The sequence below is a fragment of the Paraburkholderia caballeronis genome, assembly GCF_900104845.1.
Classification (GTDB): domain Bacteria; phylum Pseudomonadota; class Gammaproteobacteria; order Burkholderiales; family Burkholderiaceae; genus Paraburkholderia; species Paraburkholderia caballeronis.
In genome coordinates this window covers 3,334,575-3,358,389 of the sequence record NZ_FNSR01000001.1, presented here as the reverse complement: position 1 = coordinate 3,358,389, position 23,815 = coordinate 3,334,575, and the positions used below count along the sequence as shown (strand labels likewise).

General features: G+C 68.7%; 15 protein-coding genes. 9 read left to right on the top strand and 6 right to left on the bottom strand.

Going from position 1 to position 23,815, the window contains the following annotated elements:
- Positions 1-40: 40 nt before the first annotated feature.
- Positions 41-289: a hypothetical protein gene (locus tag BLV92_RS32095; protein ID WP_167626987.1), complete on the top strand. Its 249-nt coding sequence runs from the start codon at positions 41-43 to the stop codon at positions 287-289.
- 84 nt (positions 290-373) lie between these two features.
- Here BLV92_RS32095 and tldD read toward each other — a convergent pair whose 3' ends face one another.
- From tldD to BLV92_RS14955, 3 genes are all read right to left on the bottom strand, one after another.
- A complete protein-coding gene (tldD, locus tag BLV92_RS14970; RefSeq protein WP_090546130.1) occupies positions 374-1,840 on the bottom strand; it encodes a metalloprotease TldD in 1,467 nt (488 codons plus the stop codon).
- A 118-nt stretch (positions 1,841-1,958) separates the two neighbouring features.
- Positions 1,959-2,789 (bottom strand): carbon-nitrogen hydrolase family protein, encoded by an 831-nt coding sequence (locus BLV92_RS14965; protein WP_090546128.1) that lies wholly within the window; start codon positions 2,787-2,789, stop codon positions 1,959-1,961.
- Positions 2,790-2,948: 159 nt separating this feature from the next.
- A complete protein-coding gene (locus tag BLV92_RS14955) occupies positions 2,949-7,481 on the bottom strand; it encodes a YhdP family phospholipid transporter (protein ID WP_244283799.1) in 4,533 nt (1,510 codons plus the stop codon).
- Positions 7,482-7,690: 209 nt separating this feature from the next.
- On the opposite strand from BLV92_RS14955, the gene glnE reads away from it, so the two are divergent.
- Complete coding sequence (glnE, locus tag BLV92_RS14950) at positions 7,691-10,504, top strand: bifunctional [glutamate--ammonia ligase]-adenylyl-L-tyrosine phosphorylase/[glutamate--ammonia-ligase] adenylyltransferase (RefSeq protein WP_090546126.1); 2,814 nt, start codon at positions 7,691-7,693, stop codon at positions 10,502-10,504.
- Positions 10,505-10,709: 205 nt separating this feature from the next.
- Here the strand turns inward: glnE and recN are convergent, their stop codons facing one another.
- Entirely contained in the window at positions 10,710-12,377 is a 1,668-nt protein-coding gene (gene recN, locus BLV92_RS14945) for a DNA repair protein RecN (RefSeq protein ID WP_090546124.1), read from the bottom strand.
- Positions 12,378-12,463: 86 nt separating this feature from the next.
- Complete coding sequence (locus BLV92_RS14940; protein ID WP_090546122.1) at positions 12,464-13,369, bottom strand: NAD kinase; 906 nt, start codon at positions 13,367-13,369, stop codon at positions 12,464-12,466.
- A 211-nt stretch (positions 13,370-13,580) separates the two neighbouring features.
- Between BLV92_RS14940 and hrcA the strand changes: the two genes are divergently transcribed.
- From hrcA to pabB, 7 genes are all read left to right on the top strand, one after another.
- Positions 13,581-14,600: a heat-inducible transcriptional repressor HrcA gene (gene hrcA / locus BLV92_RS14935; RefSeq protein ID WP_090546120.1), complete on the top strand. Its 1,020-nt coding sequence runs from the start codon at positions 13,581-13,583 to the stop codon at positions 14,598-14,600.
- A gap of 160 nt (positions 14,601-14,760) precedes the next feature.
- Positions 14,761-15,828, top strand: a complete 1,068-nt coding sequence (hemH, locus tag BLV92_RS14930) for a ferrochelatase (protein WP_090546118.1) — start codon at positions 14,761-14,763, stop codon at positions 15,826-15,828.
- Positions 15,829-15,876: 48 nt separating this feature from the next.
- The gene (locus tag BLV92_RS14925; RefSeq protein ID WP_090546116.1) at positions 15,877-16,284 is read left to right on the top strand and encodes an RNA-binding S4 domain-containing protein; all 408 of its coding nucleotides are present in this window, start codon (positions 15,877-15,879) and stop codon (positions 16,282-16,284) included.
- A 469-nt stretch (positions 16,285-16,753) separates the two neighbouring features.
- Positions 16,754-17,329, top strand: a complete 576-nt coding sequence (grpE, locus tag BLV92_RS14920) for a nucleotide exchange factor GrpE (RefSeq protein WP_090546114.1) — start codon at positions 16,754-16,756, stop codon at positions 17,327-17,329.
- 347 nt (positions 17,330-17,676) lie between these two features.
- Complete coding sequence (gene dnaK / locus BLV92_RS14915) at positions 17,677-19,623, top strand: molecular chaperone DnaK (RefSeq protein ID WP_090546112.1); 1,947 nt, start codon at positions 17,677-17,679, stop codon at positions 19,621-19,623.
- A gap of 269 nt (positions 19,624-19,892) precedes the next feature.
- Positions 19,893-21,026, top strand: coding sequence for a molecular chaperone DnaJ (gene dnaJ / locus BLV92_RS14910; RefSeq protein ID WP_090546110.1), 1,134 nt, complete (start codon positions 19,893-19,895; stop codon positions 21,024-21,026).
- Between the two features lie 34 nt (positions 21,027-21,060).
- Positions 21,061-22,944, top strand: coding sequence for an aminodeoxychorismate synthase component I (gene pabB / locus BLV92_RS14905; protein ID WP_090546108.1), 1,884 nt, complete (start codon positions 21,061-21,063; stop codon positions 22,942-22,944).
- A gap of 52 nt (positions 22,945-22,996) precedes the next feature.
- Here the strand turns inward: pabB and panB are convergent, their stop codons facing one another.
- Positions 22,997-23,815 (bottom strand): 3-methyl-2-oxobutanoate hydroxymethyltransferase, encoded by an 819-nt coding sequence (panB, locus tag BLV92_RS14900; RefSeq protein ID WP_090546107.1) that lies wholly within the window; start codon positions 23,813-23,815, stop codon positions 22,997-22,999.

Genomic DNA, 23,815 nt, shown 5'->3' with positions numbered 1-23,815 from the left:
CTGCGGGGTGGCGCGGACGGTGCTGCCAAAAAGTCGTTAGATGAAGTTGCTGCTCGGTTACGGGATGGACGAAAAAAAACCGCCAGGCTTCGCTGGCGGTTTTTCGTGTGTTCGGGTGTTGCGCGTGCTATCAACCCTCTCGATCCGCCTGCGGTCTGAGATGCCAGAAAAAATAAAAGTAAAACTTCGTGGCGAACATGGCGGAGTGCGGTTTAGCGGCGCGGTATTCGAAAAAGGTGATTGCCTTTATAACCCGATAGTCTGCGGCTTGGCAAGCGGGTTTCGGTGAAAATGCGGATCTATTGCGAAAGAGGGTGGTTTTGCGCGGATTGTCTGCATGGCCGTGCGGATTTACCGCACGGCCATGCATCGATCAGACCGTGCCGCCGACCGTCATGCGGTCGATGCGCAGCGTCGGCTGGCCGACGCCGACCGGCACGCTCTGGCCTTCCTTGCCGCACACCCCGACGCCCGAATCCAGCCGCATGTCGTTGCCGATCATGCTCACGTACTTGAGCGACTCCGGCCCGCTGCCGATCAGCGTCGCCCCCTTCACCGGGTACGTGATCTTGCCGTCCTCGATCATGTAAGCCTCCGACGCCGAGAACACGAACTTGCCGTTCGTGATGTCCACCTGCCCGCCGCCGAAGTTCACCGCATAGAGGCCGTTCTTCACCGACGCGAGGATTTCCGCCGGATCCCTGTCGCCGTTCAGCATGTAGGTGTTCGTCATCCGCGGCATCGGCAGCGCCGCGTACGACTCGCGCCGCGCGTTGCCCGTCACCGGCATCTTCATCAGCCGCGCGTTCAGCGAGTCCTGGATGTAACCCTTCAGGATGCCGTCCTCGATCAGCGTCGTGCACTGCGTCGGGTTGCCCTCGTCGTCGATGTTCAGCGAGCCGCGGCGGTTCGGCAGCGTGCCGTCGTCGACCACCGTCACGCCTTTCGCCGCGACCCGCTCGCCGATCTGTCCGGCGAACGCCGACGAGCCCTTGCGGTTGAAATCGCCTTCGAGCCCGTGGCCGATCGCCTCGTGCAGCAGCACGCCGGGCCAGCCCGGCCCGAGCACGACGGTCATCGCGCCGGCCGGCGCGGGCCGCGCGTCGAGGTTCACCAGCGCCGCGTGGACCGCGTCGTCGACGTATTTCGACAGCACGTCGTCGGTGAAATAACCGTAGTCGAAGCGGCCGCCGCCGCCGCCGTTGCCGACCTCGCGCCGGCCGTTCTGCTCGGCGATCACCGTCACCGACACGCGCACCAGCGGGCGCACGTCGGCGGCGAGCGCGCCGTCGCTGCGCGCGACCAGCACCACGTCGTATTCGCCGGCGAGCGCGGCCATCACCTGCGTGACGCGCGGGTCACGCCCGCGCGCCATCTGCTCGATGCGCTCCAGCAGCTTCACCTTTTCGGTGGCGTCGAGCGACGCGAGCGGGTCGGCGCTCAGGTACAGGTCGCGCCCGGAGACGCCTTTCAGCGACGACGCGACCTTGATCTTCTGTTTGCCGCCGCCGGCCTTGGCGATCGAGCGGGTGGCGATCGCGGCCTGGCGGATCGCGTCGGGCGACAGGTCGTCGGAGTACGCGAACGCGGTGCGCTCGCCGGACACCGCGCGCACGCCGACGCCCTGGTCGATGCTGAAGCTGCCGGACTTCACGATGCCTTCTTCGAGGCTCCACGCCTCGCTGCGGGTAGCCTGGAAGTACAGGTCCGCGTAGTCCACGCGGTGCGTGAAGATCTCGCCGAGCGTGCGCGTGAGCACCGCTTCGTCGAGGCCGTAGGGCGTCAGCAGCGCGTCCTTCGCGATCGCAAGGTGATGAATGACGGGTTCGATGATGTTCATGCGGGCAGGTGAGGTTGAAAGTTCATGACGCAGATTCGGGCGGCGTGCGCGGATATCAAGTTGCGGACGCCGGATCGGTTCGGCTGGATGGGTGCTGATGGCGGTGGGCCGCGGCGCATCAGCAGCCGAGCACGCGATGCCGCCACGACGGCAGGCTGGTGCGCACTTCGGCGAGCCGCGCGGTATCGATGTCGCCGGCGACCACGCCGGGGCCTTCGTCGCGGACCGCCACGATTTCGCCCCACGGGTCGATCAGCATGGTGTGTCCCCATGTGCGGCGGCCGTTCTCGTGTTTGCCGCCTTGCGCGGCGGCGAGCACGTAGCACTGGTTCTCGATCGCGCGGGCGCGCAACAGCAGTTCCCAGTGCGCGCGCCCGGTCGTGTACGTGAACGCGGACGGCACGACCATCAGCGCGCAGTCGCCCATCTTCCGGTACAGCTCGGGAAAGCGCAGATCGTAGCAGACCGACAGTCCGACCCGGCCGAACGGCGCTTCGAACGTGCGGACGTCGCCGCCGGGGCGGATCGTGCGCGCCTCGTCGAACGACTCTTCGCCTTTCTCGAAATTGAACAGGTGGATCTTGTCGTAGCGCGCGACTTCCTCGCCGCGCGGATCGAACACGAGCGTCGTGTTCAGCACGCGCGTGGCTTCCGGCGCGACGAGCGGCAGCGTGCCGCCGATCACCCAGATGCCGTGTTCGCGCGCGGCGTCCGACAGAAAACGCTGGATCGGGCCGTCGCCGTACGGTTCGCGGATCGCGAGCTTGTCGGTGTCCTTGTAGCCCATGAAGCAGAAGTATTCGGGCAGCAGCACCAGCTTCGCGCCGTCTCGCGCGGCTTCCGCGATCAGGCGCCCGGCTTCGGCGAGATTGCGTTCGCGCTCCGGCGTGCTGACCATCTGCAACGCGGCGACACGGAACGGCGTGGATTGGCTGTGCGAATCGCTCATCGACGGCTCTTCAATAAACCAGGGGGAAACAGGCGGGCGTTTCGGCGGTGCGCTCGCGGACTGGCCGCGTTGCCGGTCAGGCCGCCGGGGCCGCGCATTTCGTTCGCGCCGGCGACCGGTCGGCCGCATTCGCCGTGCCTGCCGGCCTTTCCGCTCGCGTCAGCGCACGGGGGCCGGCACCTGCGCGTCCATCTTACCCTGATCGCCGCGCACCCGCTCGACCTCGGGTTTCGACCACGGTCCGGTGATCGCGTACTGGAACGCGAACGCCGATTCGATCGAATGCGACAGCGCGAAGTCGGCGACCAGCGCGCCGAGGCCGAACAGCGGATTGACCACGGCCGCCGCGAGCACGCCCGCGCCCGCGCTGATCGTCGGCGCGACGCGCACGTGCAGCGTCTGGGTCCGCTTCGCGAGGTCGACGTCGCCGGACATCTCCGCGCGCGCGGGCGCGGTGACCATCCGGAAGTCGTCGGTGTGCGCGACGCCGTCCTGGATCCGGCCGGTGCCGGTCACGCGCGAGAACGGCAGCCCTTCGCCGAGCACGTCGCGGAAGTCCATCGTCGCGAAGCGCGCGACGCTTTGCAGGCTCAGCACGCCGAGCAGCCGCGCGAGGCCCGGATTCACGCGCAGGATCTGGCCGTGCCGCAGATCGACGGCCACGCTGCCGTTCAGCGTCGGATAGTCGATCGCGGCCGGGCCGCCGCGCCATTCGACGTCGCCGGACAGCATGCCGTCGCCGCCCTTCAGCGTATGCGGCATGCCGGCCCGGTCGAGCAGCGCGCCGGCGTCCTTCACGTCGAGCCGGAAATCGACCGCCGTGCGGCGCGGCGTCGGCTCGTCCTGGCCGGGGCCGGTTTCGTCGACGGTGCGCCAGTTCGCGGTCGCGGTGAGGCGCGCGGCCGGATTGCTGAGTTCGAACATGTCGAGCTTCCAGACCGGCACGCCGTTCTCTTCGAGGTTGTGCGCGTTCACCTGGAGCCGGCCGAGGTCGTGGCCGCGGACGAACAGCTGGTTCACGACGAGATCGACGGTCGGCATGTTCTGCGCGGGCGTCGAGATCGCCTGGCCGAGCAGGTCGTTTTCGGTCGCGGCCGGGACGACGAGCCGCGCGAGCCGCGCCTCCAGCGTGCCGGGCGTGCCCGGCACCGGGCCGGGTTTCCACGACAGGTGGCCGGACACCTGGTTCGACGCGAGGTTCGCCTGCCACTGGTTGCCGCTGCGCGACGCGCCGACGACGAGGTTTTCCCAGTGACGCTTCAGCAGCGTCAGCGTGCCGACGTGGACCGCGAAGCGCGACGGCAGGTACGGCGCGAACGCGGACTGCGGGACGGCGGGATTCGCGGCGGCGGCCGCGGACTGTTCCGCCGCGTCGGCCGGCTGGGCGATGCGCGTGTTCGAGCGGATCGCGTTCGCGGTTGCAATTGCGTCGGCCGGCGGCGTCGCGGCGCTTGCCGCTGCCGTGTCGGCCGCGATCGGCGCGCTGTCGTTTGCCGCCCGGGTCGTTCTGGCCGCAGGGTTTCCCGCAACGGCCGCTGCTGTTGCCGTTTCCGCAGCGGCCGCTCTGATCGCGGCTTTTCCCGCAACGGCCGTCGCCGACGTCGGCCGCCTCGCGTTGCCGGCGGCGTCGGCCGCGCGCGCCGAACCGGCCGCGCCGGCATTCGGTGCCGCCGCCGCCCGCAACTGCTGTACGACCCGCCGCCACGCGTCCGCGTCGAACTCGGGCAGATCGACGGCCGCCGTCACGCCTTCTGCCGGCAGGTCGGCCGGCCGGTTCACGCCGATCGCGCCGCGCACGACCTGCGGCGGCTGCCCGTTCGGCTCCGGCCGCAGCAGGTAGTTCGCCGCGAGCGGACCGAGCGCCAGCTCCGCGTGCTGCACGCCCGGCCCGGCTTCACCCGCCGGGCGCAGCGCGAAGCGCAGCGGCATCGGCGCGCCGGCCGTCTTGCCGAACGGCGCGGGCAGGTCGAGCGCGAGATCGGTCAGGTCCGACGTCGCGGTCAGTTCCGGCAGCCCGCCGCCGCGCGCGCCGCGCAAGCTGAACGCATAGGGCGCGTGGCCGCGGACCCGCTCCAGCATCGCCGCCGTCGGCCCGCGCAGGCCGAGCCCGCGCGCGGCGTCGGCCGACACGTCGCCGTCCACGTCGAATGTGTAGCGGCCGTCCTCGCGCAACCCGCCGCTCGCGCGCACGTCGCCGCCGAGGAACCGCGCGGTGAGCCGGTCGGTCGTCGCGCTGCGGTTCGTGAAGCGGACCCGGCCGGTCACGTTCGTGAGCGGCGGCGCGTTCTCGACCGCGAGCCGGTTGTTCTGGAAGCCGATCGCGCCTTCCGCGCGGATCTTCGGCTTCGGGATGCGCGGGATCGTCAGCTTCAGCGCGAGCGTCGCCGGCCCTTGCGCGCGCACCTTTGCGCCGACGTGCCTCGACATTCCGCCGAGCGCGCTGTTGTTCGCGTAGTCGATCAGGTCCGCGAGCGGCCCGCGCCCGTTGCCGGCGATCACGAGGTTCGATTCGCGCGTGCCGGTGTCGTCGATCCGGCCGGTCACGTCGCGCAGCACGAAACCGCGATAGTGGCCCTGCGCGATGTCGAAGCGCAGCCTGTTCTCCGTCAGCCGGAACACGCCGTCGATGCCGTCGAACGCCGGCCACACGTTCGGCGTGCCGTTCCTCATCGTCCTCGGCGGGTACGGCGACGGGTCGAAGCGGCCGCCGGTGAAGGGCGCGACGATCCGGAACTGCCCGGCGTCCGGGTCGCGCGCGTACGGGAATTTCGTCAGGTCGCCGTGGACCTCGATCGTCGCGCCCCGCGACACGCCAGCCTGCAACCCGTGGCCGAGATAGGTGCGGACCTTCTCGCTGAGGCTCGTCGGCAGGTAGCGCACGATCGAATCGACGCGCGCTTCCTCGAAATCGGCCTTCATGTCGAGCGAGCCGCGGCCGTGGCCGGGGTTCGAGTAACGCGCGGCCATCCGCGCGCGCACTTCCGGGTTCTGCACGCCGAGTTCGGTCACGTTCACGCTGAACGCCTTGTGCGTGTCGCCCGGCTCGCGCGTCGGCGCGACGGTCCAGTCGGCCGAGCCGTACAGCCGCGCGAACAACAGGCGCGGATCGTCGAACACGCCCGGCAGCGTGACCGCCGCGTTCGCGGTGTCGAGCCGGATCGTGCCGTGGCGTTCGTCCGCGTCGATGCTGCCCCACAGGTTCTCGACGCCGGGCAGGCCCGCGCGCGGGTGATTGCGCGGCGTGAGGCCCGGCGGCGGCTCCTGCGCGGCGACGCTGATGCCTTGCAGGTCGCCCTTGAAGCGATAGTGGACGAACGGCTCGATGCTGGTGCTGCGCTGCTCGGCGGCGGCCTGGTTCGCCTCGGGCCGCGCGCGCTCCATCCCGAGTTCGTAGTTCGCGAGCAGTCCGCGCGGGTTGAAGCGCACGAGCGTGTTCAGCACGCGCGCCGGCAGCGGCAGCGTCCGCATGAATTCCGCGAGGATCCCGAGGTCGATGCGGTCGCCGCGAACCGTGAACAGCTGGCCGTGCTGCACCGACTGCTGCCGGAACCGCGCGTCGAGCGTCGCCAGCGCGAGCGAGCGGGTGAGCGGCGTGCCGTCCGCGAGCGGCGGCTGGCCCAGTTCCGCGTGGAAGTCGGTGAGCTTCAGCGTGAAGTCGCCGGGGATCGCATCGACGCGCCAGTCGAAATGCGCGACCGGCACGTCGAGCTTCGGCTGCGTCGGCTTCACGCGCAGCGCGACGCCCGCGCCGTCGAGCACGCCGTTCGCCGACGTGATCCGGCCTTCCGAGAAGTGCGCCCAGATCGCGTTGTCGATGCGCCCGGCGTAGGTCGTGATCGGCAGGTTCGCGTAGCGCGCGAGGGTCGGCAGATCGACCGGGCCGGTGGACAGGTACGCGTCGCCGGTCCAGTCGAGCGGCTTGCCGGCTTGCGAGAAACGCGCGTGCCGAAAGCGCGCGCGAAAGTCGAGCGGGCCGTGCAGCACCGTGCCCTCGCTCGGCGCCTGCAGCGCGAAGCGGTGGTCGTAACCGTCGTTGAGGATCGCGAGGCGGATGTCGTGCAGCGTCAGTTCGGGCGCGTCGCGCGTCGAGTCGAGCCAGCGCAGCGTGCCGCCGCGCAGCACGATCGCCTGCTGGCGCAGCAGCCACGTCGAGAACGTCGCGTTGCCGCTGCGCGTGCTCGGCACCTGCACGCCGGCGACCGCGAGCGTGCCGTCCTCGTCGCGCTGGATCAGCACGTCGGGCCGCTCGACGATCATGCTCGACAGCAATGGCGACAACTGGAGCAGCGAGCGCCACGCGACGGTCGCGGTCGCGTGCGGGATGTTCAGCGCGATCGCGCCGTGGCGGTCGCGGATCGTCAGGTCGGTCACGTCGATGCCCGGCTGGAACCCGGACCAGTGCGGCGCGAGCTTGCCGATGCGGAATTCCGCGTGGATCTTCTCCGACACGATCGCTTCGATGCGCGGGCGGAACGCATCCACGCGCGGCAGCACGACGTAACGCAGGCCGAGCAGCAGCGCGGCGACGATGAACCAGATGACGAGCGCGATCGCAAGCGTGACGCGCAGCGCGTGCCTCAGTACGACATGGTCGTGTGGGTGACGTGGGTCGCGTGCGCGCGCACCCGAGCTTGCACGGTTGCTGGCCTGTCCATTTTGATGCGGGCCGGCGGGGTCGTTTCGCTCGGACATACTGCGGAGGGTGGGGTATGGTAGCGTTGCGTTCTGACGACGAAATGTATCACACAGGACCCGCGAGACGCCCATCCGGCGCAGCCCTGGAGGCTTGCCGGGCGCTGGTCCGGCGCGGCCGGCGGCGAGCGGTGGCAGGCGGCATAAACGGTAGCAAGCCGGTAGCCGGCAGCGCGAAGGTCCCGTGCGTTCCTCAAGCAGATCCCCCGATGACTGACATCCCTCTTCTGAGTTCCGGCTTTTCCCGTTACGCGGCGCGCGCTTATGGAGCGCGTCCCGAACTGGCCGCGCAGGTCGAGTCGCTGGCCGCCGCGCCGGTCACGCGCGAGCGCATCGCCGCGCGCTTCGACGCGTTGTGCGAGGCTTTGGGCGGTTCCGCGTCCGGCGCATCGGGCGCGGTCGCCGCGCCGCTGACCGACGAGCAGTTGAAGCAGGTGCTGCGCCGGCTGCGCATCGAGGTGTTCTGCGCGGTGATGGAGCGCGACCTGGGCGGCGTCGCGGACGTCGCCGAAGTGACCGGCGCGATGACCGACCTCGCGGAGATCGCGATCCAGCGTTCGCTCGCGGTCGTCAGCGCCGATCTCGAAACGCTGTTCGGCGAGCCGCGCGGACCGGACGGCGAGCGGCTGACGCTCGGCGTCGTCGGAATGGGCAAGCTCGGCGGGCGCGAGCTGAACGTGTCGTCGGACATCGACCTGATCTTCGTGTACGAGGACGACGGCGAGACGACCGGCGGCCAGCGCGCGCCGATCGCGACGCAGGACTTCTTCACGCGCGTCGGCAAGCGGCTGATCGCGGCGCTCGCGGACGTGACCGCGGACGGTTTCGTGTTCCGCGTCGACATGCGGCTGCGGCCGAACGGCGATTCCGGGCCGCTCGTGTGCAGCCTCGGGATGCTCGAAGAATATTTCTACGTGCAGGGCCGCGAGTGGGAGCGTTACGCGTGGATCAAGGGGCGGCTCGTGTCGGAGCCGCACAGCGAGTCCGCACAGCGGCTCGCGTCGCAGCTCGACGCGCTCGTGAAGCCGTTCGTGTACCGGCGTTACCTCGACTTCGGCGTGATCGGCGCGATCCGCTCGCTGCATGTGCAGATCCGCCAGGAAGCGCAGCGCCGCGCGACGATGCGGCCGGACAAGGCCGACGACATCAAGCTCGGCCGCGGCGGCATCCGCGAGATCGAGTTCAGCGCGCAGGTGTTCCAGTTGATCCGCGGCGGCCAGGACGCGGGTTTTCGCGTGCGGCCGACGCTCGCGGTGCTCGGTTACGCGGCGGCGCGCGGGTTGATCGCGTCCGAGGTCGGCACGGACCTCGCGCGCGCGTACCGCTTCCTGCGCGCGCTCGAACACCGGCTGCAATACCGCGACGACGCGCAGACCCACGCGATGCCGGTCGACGACGCGGAGCGTCACGCGCTGGCGGCCGCGATGGGCTTCGACGGTTATCCGGCGCTGCTCGCGGAGCTGGACGCGCACCGCGACCGGGTCGAGCGGCAGTTCGACCAGATCTTCGCGGACAAGGTGAACGGGGACGGCGGCTGCGCGGCGCCCGAGGACGGCGCGGCCGCGTGGGTGTGGAGCGGCGCGCTCGCGGAGGACGGCGGCGACGACGCGCTGCTCGCGCGGCTCGCGGAACTCGGCATCGACGGCGCGGAGCCACTGCTGGCGCGGCTGCGCGGGCTGTGGCGGTCGTCGCGTTATGCGAGCCTGCCGGAGCGCAGCCGCGAGCGTTTCGACAGCGTCGCGCAGCGCGCGCTCGACGCGGCGCGCACGCTGGAGCCGCGCGAGCGCCGCGCGGACACGCTCGCGCGGCTGTTCGAACTGCTCGAAGCGGTCGGCCGGCGCGGCGCGTATCTCGCGCTGCTGACCGAATATCCGGACGCGCTGACCCGGGTGCTGAAGGTGCTGGGCGGGTCGCGCTGGGCGGCCGGTTATCTGATCCGCCATCCGCAACTACTCGACGAACTGCTCGACGACGAAGCGATCGCGACGCCGTTCGACTGGCCCGTGTTCAGGCAGCAACTGCGCGCGCGGCTCGCGGCGGCGGACGGCGTGGAGCAGCAGATGGACCTGCTGCGCCACGCGCACCAGGCCGAGGTGTTCCGCATCCTGTTGCTCGATCTCGCGGGGCGGCTGTCGGTCGAGCACGTGAGCGACCGGCTGTCCGAACTCGCGGACGCGGTGCTCGACGTGACGATCGACGCGGTGTGGCAGCAGTTTCCGAGGCGTCATCGCGACGTGCCGCGTTTCGCGGCGATCGCATACGGCAAGCTCGGCGGCAAGGAGTTGGGGTACGCGTCGGACCTCGACCTGATCTTCCTGTACGACGACGAGGACGACAGCGCGTCGGACGTCTACGCGATGTTCGCGCGCCGGCTGATCACGTGGCTCACGACCGCGACCGGCGCGGGCACGCTGTTCGACGTCGATCTGCGGCTGCGGCCGAACGGCGAGTCGGGGCTGCTCGTGACGGACCTCGACGCGTTCCGCCGCTACCAGTTGCGCGAGGGCGACGCGGCGAACACCGCGTGGGTGTGGGAGCACCAGGCGCTGACGCGCGCGCGCTTCTGCGCGGGCGACGCCGGGATCGGCGCGCACTTCGAGGCGATCCGCGTGCAGGTGCTGACGACGCCGCGCGAGGCGGGGCCGCTCGCGGGCGAGATCGTCGACATGCGGCGGCGGGTCGAGGAAGGGCACCCGAACCGGACCGACCTGTTCGATCTGAAGCACGATCGCGGCGGGATGGTCGACATCGAGTTCCTGGTGCAGTACTGGGTGCTGCTGCACGCGGCGCAGGACCCGGAGCTGATCCGCAACACCGGGAACATCGCGCTGCTGCGCGAGGTGTCGCGCTTTGGGCTGATGAGCGCGGACGAGGCGGAGACGATCGGCGCCGCATACCGGCTCTATCGCAAGCTGCAACACCAGTTGCGGCTCGACGGGATGGAGGTGGCGCGCGTCGATCCCGCGCGCGTCGCTCCGCAGCGGGAGGCGGTGCTGGCGTTGTGGAAAAGGGTGTTCGGCTAGCGGGGTGAGCGGTTCGTGCGGCAGGCTGGGGCTGGGCGACGCGGGTGATTCGAAGCCGTGATGGCGACAGGCCGCGCGAGCGGGTGATTCCTGCTGGCCCGATGTCTGTGGCTATGGCCGTTGTTGCCGGTCGGGCTAGCGGGTCATCGGCCGGCGAGGCGACGCGGTATGCGTGTTCAACGCAAACGGCACCGCGCCCACTCCGCTACGCCGCCAGCATCTCCTTCGCATGCTTGCGCGTGGTCGCGGTGATTTCCAGCCCGCCGAGCATCCGCGCGACTTCCTCGATCCGTCCGGACCGGTCGAGCGGCGTGACGACGGACAGCGTGCCGCCGTTGCCGTCGCCCGACTTCGACACCTGGAAGTGGTGATCGCCGCGCGCGGCGACCTGCGGCAGGTGGGTGACGCACAGCACCTGGCGCTGTTGCCCGAGCTGATGCAGCAGCCGTCCGACGACTTCCGCGACGCCGCCGCCGATGCCGGTATCCACCTCGTCGAAGATCAGCGTCGGCGTCAGGCTCGCGGCGCTCGCGATCACCGCGAGCGCGAGGCTGATCCGCGCGAGTTCGCCGCCGGACGCGATTTTCGCGAGCGGCCGCAGCGGCACGCCCGCGTGGCCCGCCACGCGGAATTCGATCTGCTCCAGCCCGTGCGCGCCGCCGTCCGCGAGCGGCGCCAGCGCGACCTCGAAGCTGCCTCCCGCCATCGACAGTTCCTGCATCCCCTGCGTGACCGCCGCGCCGAGCGCCTTTGCCGCTTTCGCGCGGCCCTTCGACAGCAGCTTCGCTTCGGCGACGTATGCGTCGTGCGCCTTCGCCGCCGCCGCGCGCAGTCCGCCGAGGTCCGCGGCGGCGTCGAGCGTCGCGAGCTGCGTGCGGCGCGACGCGTGTTCTTCGGGCAGCGTCTCGGGTTGCAGCCGGAATTTGCGCGCGGCCGAGTGCAGCGCGTCGAGCCGCTTGTCGACCTGCGCGAGCCGGTCCGGATCGAGGTCGAGCCGCTGCGCGTAATGGCTCAGCGAATACGCGGCCTCCTGAAGCTGGATCGCGGCCGGTTCGAGCGCGGCGAGCGCATCGCCGAGCGCCGGGTCGATTTCCGCGAGGTCGCGCAGCTTCGACACGATCGAGCCGAGCTGCGAAATCATCGCCTCGTCGGACTCGGACAGCGCCGCGAGCGCGCCCTGCACGCCATCGATCAGGTTCGCCGAATGCGACAGCCGATGATGCTCCGCGTTGATCTCTTCCCATTCGCCCGGCTGCGGCGCGAGCTTGTCGAGTTCCGCGAGCTGCCACGCAAGGCGCTCGCGTTCGAGTTGCAGTTCGCGGTCGCGCGACTGCGCCGTCTCGACCGCCTGGGTCGCGTCGCGCCACGCGCGCCATGCGCGGGTGACGGCGGCCGCCCGCCCGGACAGCCCCGCGTGCGTGTCGAACAGTTCGCGCTGCGCGTCGGGCCGCATCAGCAGTTGATGCGCGTGCTGGCCGTGGATGTCGACCAGCATCTCGCCGACTTCGCGCAGTTGCGCGAGCGTCGCCGGCGTGCCGTTGATGAACGCGCGCGAGCGGCCGCTGCCGTCGACGACCCGCCGCAGCATCACGCTCGCCGGCCCGCCGTCGTCGGCCGGGTTCGCGAGCGCCTGCTCGTCGAGCCACGACGCGACGTGCGGCGGCGCGTCGAATTCGGCGGTGATGTCCGCGCGCGATGCGCCGGTGCGCACGACGCTCGCGTCGGCGCGAGCGCCGAGCGTCAGCGCGAGCGCGTCGATCAGGATCGACTTGCCGGCGCCGGTCTCGCCGGAAAAGACGCTGAAGCCGCTATCGAATTCGAGGTCGAGCGCCGCGACGATCACGAAGTCGCGAATCGAGAGATGACGGAGCATGGGGGTCGTCTGGGTGGCTGGTCGGCGGTTCCGCGGGCGTCGCCGGGGCCGGCACGGCACGGCGCGGCCGGCTGCCCGGAGCGCGGTCAGTCCTCGGGGGCGTCGTTCTGCAGCGCCGGGTGCTCGTTCCAGTGCAGCTTCTTGCGCAGCGTCGCGTAATAGCTGTAGCCGACCGGATGCAGCACCGGCACGGTATGGAGCGAGCGGCGCACTTCGATCACGTCGCCGAGTTGCAGCGCGGTGAACGACTGCATGTCGAAGTTTACGTTCACATCGCGGCCGGCGACGATCTGGATGCCGACGTTCGAGTCGTCCGGCAGCACGATCGGCCGGTTCGACAGCGCGTGCGGCGCGATCGGCACGAGCACGATGCCCTGCAGCCGCGGATGCAGGATCGGCCCGGACGACGACAGCGCATACGCGGTCGAGCCGGTCGGCGTCGCGACGATCAGGCCGTCCGAACGCTGGTTGTACATGAAGCGGCCGTCCACGTGCACGCGCAGTTCCGCCATCCCGGAGAAGCCGCTGCGGTTCACGACGACGTCGTTGAACGCGAGCGCGTGGTAGATCGGCTCGCGGTCGCGCATGATGCGCGCTTCGAGCAGCATGCGCTCCTCGCGCTCGAAGCTGCCGGCGAGCAGTTGCGGCACGACCTCCTGCATGTCCGAGAACGGGATGTCGGTGATGAAGCCGAGCCGGCCGTGATTGATGCCGATCAACGGCGTGCGGTACGGCGCGAGCTGGCGGCCGATGCCGAGCATCGTGCCGTCGCCGCCGAGCACGACGGCGACGTCGGCGCGCGCGCCGATCTCCGCGGGCCGCAGCGCCGGATAGTCGGTGACGCCGATTTCTTCGGCGGTCTGCGCTTCGAACACCACGTCGAAGCCGAGTTTCGAAATGCATCGCGCAAGGGCGAGCAGCGGCTCGCCGATGCCTTGTGTCTGGCTGCGTCCGACCAGCGCGACGGTCTTGAACTGGCTGTTGATCTGCATGCCGGCATTACACCATAGTCAGGTCGCGAAAAGAACCTGGCGACGCGCGTGCACGGGCGCCAGGCGCTGTCCGCGGTTGCCGGCAGGATCGGCGTGACACGGTGATGACCGGCGTGTCGCGACCGGCGGGATGGGCGGGATGAGCGGCCGTTTCGCTCCGTCGCCCGGCCGGACTCGCAGCGACTCCCCCGTTGAGCTAAAATTTGCCGTCATGCTAGATCCTCGCGCACAAACCCTCCTCAAAACGCTGATCGAGCGCTACATCGCCGAAGGTCAGCCGGTGGGCTCGCGCACGCTGTCGCGTTACTCGGGGCTGGAGTTGAGCCCGGCGACGATCCGCAACGTGATGTCGGACCTGGAGGAACTCGGGCTCGTGTCCAGTCCGCATACGTCGGCTGGCCGGGTGCCGACGCCGCGCGGGTACCGGCTGTTCGTCGACACGATGCTGACCGTCGAGCCGTCGCCCGACGAGGAAGCGGTGATGCGCACCGTGAAGACCAGGCTGCACGCGGGCGAGCCGCAGAAGGTCGTGGCCGCCGCCGCGAGCGTGCTGTCCAATCTGTCCCAGTTCGCGGGCGTCGTGCTGACGCCGCGCCGCAGCCACGTGTTCAAGCAAATCGAGTTCATGCGCCTGTCGGACAAGCGCATCCTGCTGATCATCGTGACGCCCGAAGGCGACGTGCAGAACCGGATCATGGCGACGCAGCGCGATTTCTCGCCGTCCGAGCTGATCGAGGCGTCCAACTACATCAACGCCCACTTCGCGGGCCTGTCGTTCGACGAGGTGCGCCGCCGGCTGCGCGAGGAAATCGACGCGCTGCGCGGCGACATGACCGCGCTGATGCACGCGGCCGTGACCGCGAGCACCGACGAGACCGACGCGGGCGAGACGGTGCTGATCTCCGGCGAGCGCAACCTGCTCGAAGTGGCTGATCTGTCGTCGGACATGGCGCGGCTGCGCAAGCTGTTCGACGTGTTCGACCAGAAAACCAGCCTGCTGCAACTGCTCGACGTGTCGAGCCACGCGCAAGGCGTGCAGATCTTCATCGGCGGCGAATCGAACCTCGTGCCGATCGAGGAGATGAGCGTGGTGACCGCGCCGTACGAGGTGAACGGCAAGATCGTCGGCACGCTCGGCGTGATCGGCCCGACGCGGATGGCGTATAACCGCGTGATCCCGATCGTCGACATCACCGCGCGGCTCCTGTCGCTCGCGCTCAGCCAGAACTGACCTCCCGTCTTTCGCTTTCCGCCCGCCTGACGCCGATCATCCGCGAAACGCGCGCGCCGCGCCATCGGCCGGATGGCCAGTCGGGCGCGTTCGGGGCGCCCGTTATAATGAATTCCCTGTGCAACGATGCTGCGCCTTGGCGCGGCGCCTCCCATCGCCTATGCGTTTCGATCTGGAGCGGCCCCTGCAGTCCGCGGTCGCGCATCGCGTCGCGGTCCTGCTGATCAATCTCGGCACGCCGGACGCGCCGACGCCCGCCGCCGTGCGCCGTTATCTGGCGCAGTTCCTGTCCGATCCGCGCGTCGTCGAGATTCCGGCCGCCGTGTGGCAGCCGGTGCTGCGCACGTTGATCCTGCCGTCGCGCGGGCGCTCGTCCGCGAAGAAATACGCGGCGGTGTGGACGCCGGAAGGCTCGCCGCTGCGGGTTCATACGCAAAAGCAGACGGATGGGCTACGGCAACTGCTGCACGCGAACGACTATACGGTGCTGGTCGATCACGCGATGCGCTACGGCACGCCGGACATTCCGGCGATGCTGAACCAGTTGAAACTGTCGGGCGCGGAGCGGGTGCTGCTGATGCCGATGTACCCGCAGTATTCGGCGTCGACGACGGCGACCGCGTTCGACGCCGCGTTCGCGGCGCTTGCGCGGATGCGCAACCAGCCCGAAGTCCGCACGGTGCGCTCGTATCACGATCATCCGTCATATATCGCGGCGCTGGTCGCGCAGGTGCGGCATTACTGGGATGCGCACGGCCGGCCCGACTTCGCGGCCGGCGACCGCGTCGTGTTGAGTTTCCACGGCGTGCCGCGCCGGACGCTCGACCTCGGCGATCCGTACCACGACCAGTGCCAGCAGACGGCCGCGTTGCTGATGCACGCGCTGGAACTGACGCCGGTCGAGTGCCGGGTCACGTTCCAGTCGCGCTTCGGGCGTGCGCAGTGGCTGCAGCCGTACACCGCGCCGACGCTGAAGGAACTCGGCGGCGCGGGCGTGCGGCGTGTTGACGTGTTCTGTCCGGGTTTCACCGCGGATTGCCTCGAAACGATCGAGGAAATCGGGATGGAAGTGCGCGACGAATTCGTGCGCGCGGGCGGCAAGGAGTTTCACCGGATCCCGTGCCTGAATGCGGCGCCCGCGTGGATCGCGGCGCTCGGCGAGATCGTCGCGCAGAACCTGCAGGGCTGGCCGGTGCAGGCGGCCGCGCCGACCGGCGCGACGGCATGACGGACCCAGTGGCCCCGTGCGGCCGCGTACCATGTTGAAAGAATCCGTATGAACTACAAGATTTCGACCGAACCGTCTGCGCGGTTGCGCATCGACAAGTGGCTATGGGCGGCGCGATTCTTCAAGACCCGGTCGCTGGCGGCCGACGCCGTCGAGAAGGGCCGCGTGCGGATCGGCGGCGAGCCGGTGAAGGCGTCGAAGGACGTGCGCGTCGGCGATCTCGTCGAGATCGACATCGAGCGGGTGGTCTGGCAGGTGAAAGTGCTGGGGCTGTGCGACGTGCGCGGCCCGGCGAGCGTCGCGCAGACGCTTTATGCGGAAACAGATGAAGGCCGGGTGCGGCGTCTGGCGGAACTGGAGCGGCGGCGGACGTTCCGCGAGCCTGCGGCGACGTTGCACGGCCGCCCGACGAAGCGCGACCGCCGCACTATCGACAAACTTTCGCGTGAGGGTTGAACAGCGATTCCATCGTCGCGTGTACGACACCGTATTCCGTGGTGTTGTCCGTGACGGCTCCGGACATGCAGATGGTCGTGGTTCCGGCGATGAGTACCAGCGCGACCACCGATATTGCAAAGGTCAGTTTCACGGTACTCCCCCCGGGGGATTCGACTGAAACGGCCAACTCGGTGCGGCGCCCCGATCAGGGTATACGTGTCCTTTGCGACGCCTGAAACGAAGTGTAGGTCAGCCGCGCGGCGCACTCAATTTCAATCTCGGCAAGCGGGGGTAATGGTTGTAACGGCGGGTTTCGGGCGCACGGCGGCGGTGCAAAAAACCGTCGCAAGCCCCTTGAAATCGTCGATTGCGCCCTTATGTGGGCAAACGATGCGTACTGCGGTGTCGCGTCTGCGCAACGGCCGCGCCGGCTGGCGCAGCGCGTCATCACGGCTTCTTTTTTCTCTCATCAATCACGTTCAGCGACATGGAAAACACGCAAGACAACCCGACGAGCCAGAACCCGACGCCCGCGGACGAGCCGTCGCGTGAACCGGCGGCCGCAGCGGCCGCCCAGCAGCCGGAGGCGCAGGCCGAAGCCGGCGCGCCGCAGGCCGCCGCCGCGCTCGAAGAGGCGCAGGCGAAGATCGTCGAACTGCAGGAAGCGTTTCTGCGCGCGAAGGCCGAAACCGAGAACGTGCGCCGTCGCGCGCAGGAAGACGTGTCGAAGGCGCACAAGTTTGCGATCGAGAGCTTTGCGGAGCATCTGCTGCCGGTCGTCGACAGCCTCGAAGCGGCAATCGCGCACAACTCGGACGACCTCGCGAAAGTCCGCGAAGGCGTCGAGCTGACGCTGCGGCAGTTGAACGGCGCCCTTGAGAAGGGGCGCGTCGTCGCCGTTAACCCGGTCGGCGAGAAGTTCGACCCGCACCGTCATCAGGCGATTTCGATGGTGCCGGCCGAGCAGGAGCCGAACACGGTCGTCACCGTGCTGCAAAAGGGCTATGTGATTGCCGACCGCGTGCTGCGTCCGGCGCTCGTTACCGTCGCGCAGCCGAAGTAAGCGGGCGTTTCGCGCAGCGGTGGTTGGGCGCTGCCGTGCTGTGGTGGCCGCTGGCTGGTTCGATGTGGAATCGCCGCGGCATGGAGTGGCGACCGTCGGTTCGTGTCTGCCGGTGAGTCGCCAGGCCAGGCGAATCGTCGCTCCAACGCCCGACTGGATTACCCCGCGCGCCGACAAACCCGGCGCAGGCGATTAAAAAAATTAAAGACCGCATAGCGTCGAGGGTCTTGAAAACGATGCAGCGGCACTTATTTTGGCAACAGTTCCGAATTGAAGCGGACGGCCGGGCGGGCAATGGCCCGCCAGCGCGATCCGCGCAGCGATCAAAATCTGGAGATTAACTGAACATGGGCAAAATCATCGGCATCGACCTCGGCACCACCAACTCGTGCGTGGCGGTGATGGAGGGTAACCAGGTCAAGGTGATCGAGAACTCCGAGGGCGCCCGGACGACGCCGTCGATCATCGCCTACATGGACGACAACGAAGTGCTCGTCGGCGCGCCGGCGAAGCGTCAGTCGGTCACCAACCCGAAGAACACGCTGTACGCGGTCAAGCGTCTGATCGGCCGCCGCTTCGACGAGAAGGAAGTGCAGAAGGACATCAACCTGATGCCCTATCAGATCGTCAAGCACGACAACGGCGACGCGTGGGTCGCGGCGCACGGCCAGAATCTCGCGCCGTCGCAGGTTTCCGCCGAAGTGCTGCGCAAGATGAAGAAGACCGCTGAAGACTACCTCGGCGAGCCGGTCACCGAAGCGGTGATCACGGTTCCCGCGTACTTCAACGACAGCCAGCGTCAGGCGACCAAGGACGCCGGCCGCATCGCCGGCCTCGAAGTGAAGCGGATCATCAACGAGCCGACCGCGGCTGCGCTCGCGTTCGGTCTCGACAAGGCCGAAAAGGGCGACCGCAAGATCGCGGTGTTCGACCTCGGCGGCGGCACGTTCGACATCTCGATCATCGAGATCGCGGACGTCGACGGCGAAATGCAGTTCGAAGTGCTGTCCACGAACGGTGACACGTTCCTTGGCGGCGAGGACTTCGACCAGCGGATCATCGACTACATCATCGGCGAGTTCAAGAAGGAGCAGGGCGTCGACCTGTCGAAGGACGTGCTCGCGCTGCAACGCCTGAAGGAAGCCGCTGAAAAGGCGAAGATCGAGCTGTCGTCGGGCCAGCAGACCGAAATCAACCTGCCGTACATCACGGCTGATGCGTCGGGTCCGAAGCACTTGAACCTGAAGATCACTCGCGCGAAGCTGGAGGCGCTGGTCGAAGAACTGATCGAGCGCACGATCGAGCCGTGCCGCGTCGCGATCAAGGACGCCGGCGTGAAGGTGGGCGACATCGACGACGTGATTCTGGTCGGCGGTCAGACCCGCATGCCGAAGGTGCAGGAGAAGGTGAAGGAGTTCTTCGGCAAGGAACCTCGCCGTGACGTGAACCCGGACGAAGCGGTCGCTGTCGGCGCCGCGATCCAGGGCCAGGTGCTGTCGGGTGAGCGCAAGGACGTGCTGCTGCTCGACGTGACCCCGCTGTCGCTCGGCATCGAAACGCTCGGCGGCGTGATGACGAAGATGATCAACAAGAACACCACGATCCCGACGAAGCACTCGCAGGTGTATTCGACGGCGGACGACAGCCAGTCGGCCGTGACGATCAAGGTGTTCCAGGGCGAGCGCGAGATGGCGGCCGGCAACAAGCTGCTCGGCGAGTTCAACCTGGAAGGCATCCCGCCGGCGCCGCGCGGCGTGCCGCAGATCGAAGTGACCTTCGACATCGACGCGAACGGCATCCTGCACGTCGGCGCGAAGGACAAGGCGACCGGCAAGGAAAACAAGATCACCATCAAGGCGAACTCGGGCCTGTCGGAAGCCGAGATCGAGAAGATGGTGAAGGACGCCGAAGCCAACGCGGAAGAAGATCACCGTCTGCGCGAACTGGCCGACGTGCGCAATCAGGGCGACGCGCTCGTGCACAGCACGAAGAAGGCGGTGACCGAGTACGGCGAGAAGCTCGACGCGGGCGAGAAGGAAAAGATCGAGGCGGCGCTGAAGGACCTCGAAGACACGCTGAAGAACACGTCGGCCGACAAGGCGGCGATCGAAGGCAAGATCGAGGTGCTGGCCACGGCTTCGCAGAAGCTCGGCGAGAAGATGTACGCCGACATGCAGGCGAGCCAGGGCGCGGCGGCAGCAGCAGGCGCTGCGGGTGCGGCAGGCGCGGCTGAAGGCGCGCAGCAGGCCGACGACGTCGTCGACGCCGAGTTCAAGGAAGTCAAGAAGGACTAAGCAGCATGTGGCAGCCGCACACCGCAAGGTGTGCGGCTTCTGCCGAAACCTGGCGCATCGGTTACGATGCGCGTGCATTGAAGCGCCTGGCGAGTCTTTCGGCTCTCCGGGCACATTTGTTTTTTGGAGGCCGCTCTCGACAGGGGCCGCCGGGCGCGTCGCAGACGGGCGTGCCGGCGTTCAACGGGACGGCAGGACGGGTCGCGAGACTCCAGCATTCAAGAGGAGCCGCCGTGCGTCGCGCGACGCGTGGCCGGCGTTGAACCGATATGGCGAAACGGGATTACTACGAGGTTCTGGGCGTCGCGAAGAACGCAAGCGACGACGAAATCAAGAAGGCGTATCGCAAGCTGGCGATGAAGTACCACCCCGACCGCAATCCGGATAACAAGGACGCGGAAGAGCATTTCAAGGAAGTGAAGGAAGCCTATGAAATGCTGTCGGACTCGCAGAAGCGCGCCGCTTACGACCAGTACGGCCATGCCGGCGTCGATCCGAACATGGGCGGCGCGGGCGCGCAGGGCTTCGGCGGTTTTGCCGATGCGTTCGGCGACATCTTCGGCGACATCTTCGGCCAGGCGGCTGCCGGCGCGCGCGGCGGCCGGGCCGGCCCGCAGGTGTACCGTGGCGCGGACCTGCGCTACAGCATGGAGATCACGCTCGAACAGGCCGCGCACGGCTACGAGACGCAGATCCGCGTACCCGGCTGGACGCCGTGCGACGTGTGCCACGGCTCCGGCGCGAAACCCGGCACGAAGCCGGAAACCTGCCCGACCTGCAACGGCTCCGGCGCGGTGCGCATGTCGCAGGGTTTCTTCAGCATCCAGCAGACGTGTCCGAAGTGCCACGGCACCGGCACGTGGATTCCCGAGCCGTGCGTACATTGCCACGGCGCGGGCAAGGTGAAGGAAACCAAGACGCTCGAAGTGAAGATTCCGGCCGGCATCGACGACGGCATGCGGATCCGTTCGGCCGGCAACGGCGAGCCGGGCATCAACGGCGGGCCGTCGGGCGATCTGTACGTCGAGATTCACATCAAGTCGCATCCGGTGTTCGAGCGCGACGGCGACGACCTGCACTGCCAGATGCCGATTCCGTTCACGACGGCGGCGCTCGGCGGCGAGATCGAAGTGCCGACGCTCGCGGGCCGCGCGACGTTCCCGGTGCCGGAAGGCACGCAGTCGGGCAAGACGTTCCGTCTGCGCGGCAAGGGCATCAAGGGGCTGCGTTCGAGCATCGCTGGCGATCTGTACGTGCACGTGCAGGTCGAAACGCCGGTCAAGCTCACCGACAATCAGCGCGAACTGCTGCAGCAGTTCGAGAAGTCGCTGGTCGAGGGCGGCGCGCGGCACAGCCCGCAGAGCAAGAGCTGGTTCGACCGGGTGAAGAGCTTCTTCGATTGACGCAGTCCGAACCGGGTAATGGCGGGTGACGGCTATGGCGGTTGACGACGGCGGCGCGATCTTCGCGCTGCTCGACGACAGCGATTCGACGGATGCGGGCCGTTCGAGTCGTCTGTACACCGGCTTCGTGCGCGAGCGCGCGGCGAGCGATCCGGCGGATCTCGACGCGTTATGCGCCGCGGTCGACGCGGACTTGCGCGGCGGGCTCTTCGCGGTCGTGCTCGGCGACTACGAGTTCGGACGCAATCTGCAGTTCGGTACGCACGGCACCGACACCGCACACACGACGCAGCGCGGCGATGCCGCGCTGCGTTTTTTATTGTTCTCGCGCTGCGAGAAGCTGTCGCGCGACGAGGCGAGCGCATGGCTCGCGCAACGCGACGGCGGTGCAGGCGGGGCCGCGCCCGCGCCTGCCGGCATCGCGCAGTTGCAGGCCGGCGTCGATCGCGCGCAGTTCGAGCACGCGATCGACGCGGTGCACGACGCGCTGCGCGCCGGCGAGTCGTATCAGATCAATTACACGTACCGGCTTTATTTCGACGTGTTCGGCACGCCGCTCGCGCTGTACCGGCGGCTGCGCGAGCGTCAGCGCGTCCGTTATGGCGCGCTGATCGCGCTGCCCGGCGACCGTTGGGTCCTGTCCTGTTCGCCGGAGCTGTTCGTCGAAAAACACGGCGACACGCTGCGCGCGCGCCCGATGAAAGGCACCGCCGCGCGCTCGGCCGATCCGGCCGACGATCGCGGCGCGGCGGATTTCCTCGCGCATGATCCGAAGAACCGCGCGGAAAACGTGATGATCGTCGACCTGCTGCGCAACGATCTGTCGCGGATCGCGCGGACCGGCTCGGTGCACGTGCCGGCGCTGTTCAGCATCGAGCCGTATGCGTCGGTGTGGCAGATGACGTCGACGATCGAGGCGACGTTGCGCGCACGCGCGTCGTTCGCGGACGTGATGCGCGCGCTGTTTCCGTGCGGGTCGATCACCGGCGCGCCGAAGCACCGGACGATGCAGTTGATCGACGCACTGGAGCATGGGCCGCGCGGGCTCTATACCGGCGCGATCGGCTGGCTCGATGCGGCGGCCGAGGGCGACGCGGCCTGCGGCGACTTCTGCCTGTCGGTGGCGATCCGCACGCTGACGCTCGACGCGGCCGACGCCGGTTCAATGCGGCGCGGCGTGATGGGGATCGGCGCGGGGATCGTGCTCGACAGCGTCGCGGCCGACGAATACGACGAGTGCCGGCTGAAGGCGCGTTTTCTGACCGAGGCCGATCCCGGCGTTGAACTGTTCGAGACGATGTACGCCACGCGCGCGGACGGTGTTCGGCACCTGGAGCGGCATCTCGCGCGGCTTGCGGCCGGCGCTGCGTGGTTCGGTTTCCGCTACGACGATGCGGCGCTGCGTGCGCGCATCGCCGCGCAATGCGACGAACTGCCGGACGGCGCGCCGAGCCGGCTGCGCGTCGCGCTCGCAAAAAACGGTGAGGTTCAATTGACCGCGGCGCCGCTCGCGCCGCTGGCCGAAGGCCCGGTCGGCGTGCTGCTCGCGCCTGACCATGGTTTCGCGAACGTCCATTCGGCTGACGCGCTGCTGCTGCGCAAGACGACGCGCCGCGCGGAGTTCGACCGCGCATGGCGCGAAGCCGAAGCGCAACGCGGTTTCGACATGCTGTTCTTCAACGAGCGCGGCGAACTGACCGAAGGAGGGCGCTCGAACGTGTTCGTGAAGATCGAGGGCCGGTGGTGGACGCCGCCGCTGTCGTCGGGGCTGCTGCCTGGCGTGATGCGCGGCGTGCTGCTCGACGATGCGGCGTTTGCCGCCGGGGAACGCGTGCTGGCGCGCGCCGACGTGCTGAATGCCGAGGCGCTGTTGATCTGCAACGCGCTGCGCGGCGCGTTGCCGGCGCGGCTGATCTGAACGAAGCACCGGGTCGCCCGCAACAGACCTGCGGCGACCCCACACGAACCGGTTACTGGAACCCGTGCTCCGGGCCGGGGAACGAGCCTTCCTTCACGGCCTGCACATAGGCGGCGACGCCGCTCTCGATGTCCGGCTGCCCCTGCATGAAATCCTTCACGAAACGCGGCCGCTTGCCGGGGAAGATCCCGAGCATGTCGTGCAGCACGAGCACCTGGCCCGAGCAGTCGAGACCCGCGCCGATCCCGATCGTCGGGATGCGCACCTGCTTCGTCACTTCCGCGCCGAGCGTCGACGGCACCGCCTCGATCACGATCAACTGCGCGCCCGCGTCCTGCATCGCGCTTGCGTCGCGCAGCAGCTGGCTCGCGCCGCTCTCGGTCTTGCCCTGCACCTTGAAGCCGCCGAACGCGTGCACCGACTGCGGCGTGAGTCCGATATGCGCGCACACCGGCACCGCGCGCTCGACCAGCATCTTCACCGTCGGCGCGAGCCATTCGCCGCCTTCGAGCTTCACCATCTGCGCGCCCGCGCGCATCAGCTTCACCGAACTCGCGAACGCGTCTTCCGGCGTGCCGTACGTGCCGAACGGCAGGTCCGCGACGATCAGCGCCGACGGCTTCGCGCGCGCGACACAGGCGGTGTGATACGCGATGTCGTCGAGCGTGACCGGCAGCGTCGTCGAGTGGCCTTGCAGCACGTTGCCGAGCGAATCGCCGATCAGCAGCGAATCGACGCCCGCGCGGTCGAGCAGCGCCGCGAAGCTCGCGTCGTAGCAGGTCAGCATCGCGATCTTCTCGCCGGCGTCGCGCATCGCCTGAAGCTTGGGTACGGTCACGGCGCTGCGGCTCGTTTCCTGCAGATAGGTCAT

Excerpts from the sequence above, each read along its gene's own strand:
- BLV92_RS32095 (WP_167626987.1), top strand. The coding sequence starts at position 41 with ATGAAGTTGCTGCTCGGTTACGGGATGGACGAAAAAAAACCGCCAGGC.
- tldD (WP_090546130.1), bottom strand. The coding sequence starts at position 1,840 with ATGAACATCATCGAACCCGTCATTCATCACCTTGCGATCGCGAAGGAC.
- BLV92_RS14965 (WP_090546128.1), bottom strand. The coding sequence starts at position 2,789 with ATGAGCGATTCGCACAGCCAATCCACGCCGTTCCGTGTCGCCGCGTTG.
- BLV92_RS14955 (WP_244283799.1), bottom strand. The coding sequence starts at position 7,481 with ATGTCCGAGCGAAACGACCCCGCCGGCCCGCATCAAAATGGACAGGCC.
- glnE (WP_090546126.1), top strand. The coding sequence starts at position 7,691 with ATGACTGACATCCCTCTTCTGAGTTCCGGCTTTTCCCGTTACGCGGCG.
- recN (WP_090546124.1), bottom strand. The coding sequence starts at position 12,377 with ATGCTCCGTCATCTCTCGATTCGCGACTTCGTGATCGTCGCGGCGCTC.
- BLV92_RS14940 (WP_090546122.1), bottom strand. The coding sequence starts at position 13,369 with ATGCAGATCAACAGCCAGTTCAAGACCGTCGCGCTGGTCGGACGCAGC.
- hrcA (WP_090546120.1), top strand. The coding sequence starts at position 13,581 with ATGCTAGATCCTCGCGCACAAACCCTCCTCAAAACGCTGATCGAGCGC.
- hemH (WP_090546118.1), top strand. The coding sequence starts at position 14,761 with ATGCGTTTCGATCTGGAGCGGCCCCTGCAGTCCGCGGTCGCGCATCGC.
- BLV92_RS14925 (WP_090546116.1), top strand. The coding sequence starts at position 15,877 with ATGAACTACAAGATTTCGACCGAACCGTCTGCGCGGTTGCGCATCGAC.
- grpE (WP_090546114.1), top strand. The coding sequence starts at position 16,754 with ATGGAAAACACGCAAGACAACCCGACGAGCCAGAACCCGACGCCCGCG.
- dnaK (WP_090546112.1), top strand. The coding sequence starts at position 17,677 with ATGGGCAAAATCATCGGCATCGACCTCGGCACCACCAACTCGTGCGTG.
- dnaJ (WP_090546110.1), top strand. The coding sequence starts at position 19,893 with ATGGCGAAACGGGATTACTACGAGGTTCTGGGCGTCGCGAAGAACGCA.
- pabB (WP_090546108.1), top strand. The coding sequence starts at position 21,061 with ATGGCGGTTGACGACGGCGGCGCGATCTTCGCGCTGCTCGACGACAGC.
- panB (WP_090546107.1), bottom strand. The coding sequence starts at position 23,815 with ATGACCTATCTGCAGGAAACGAGCCGCAGCGCCGTGACCGTACCCAAG.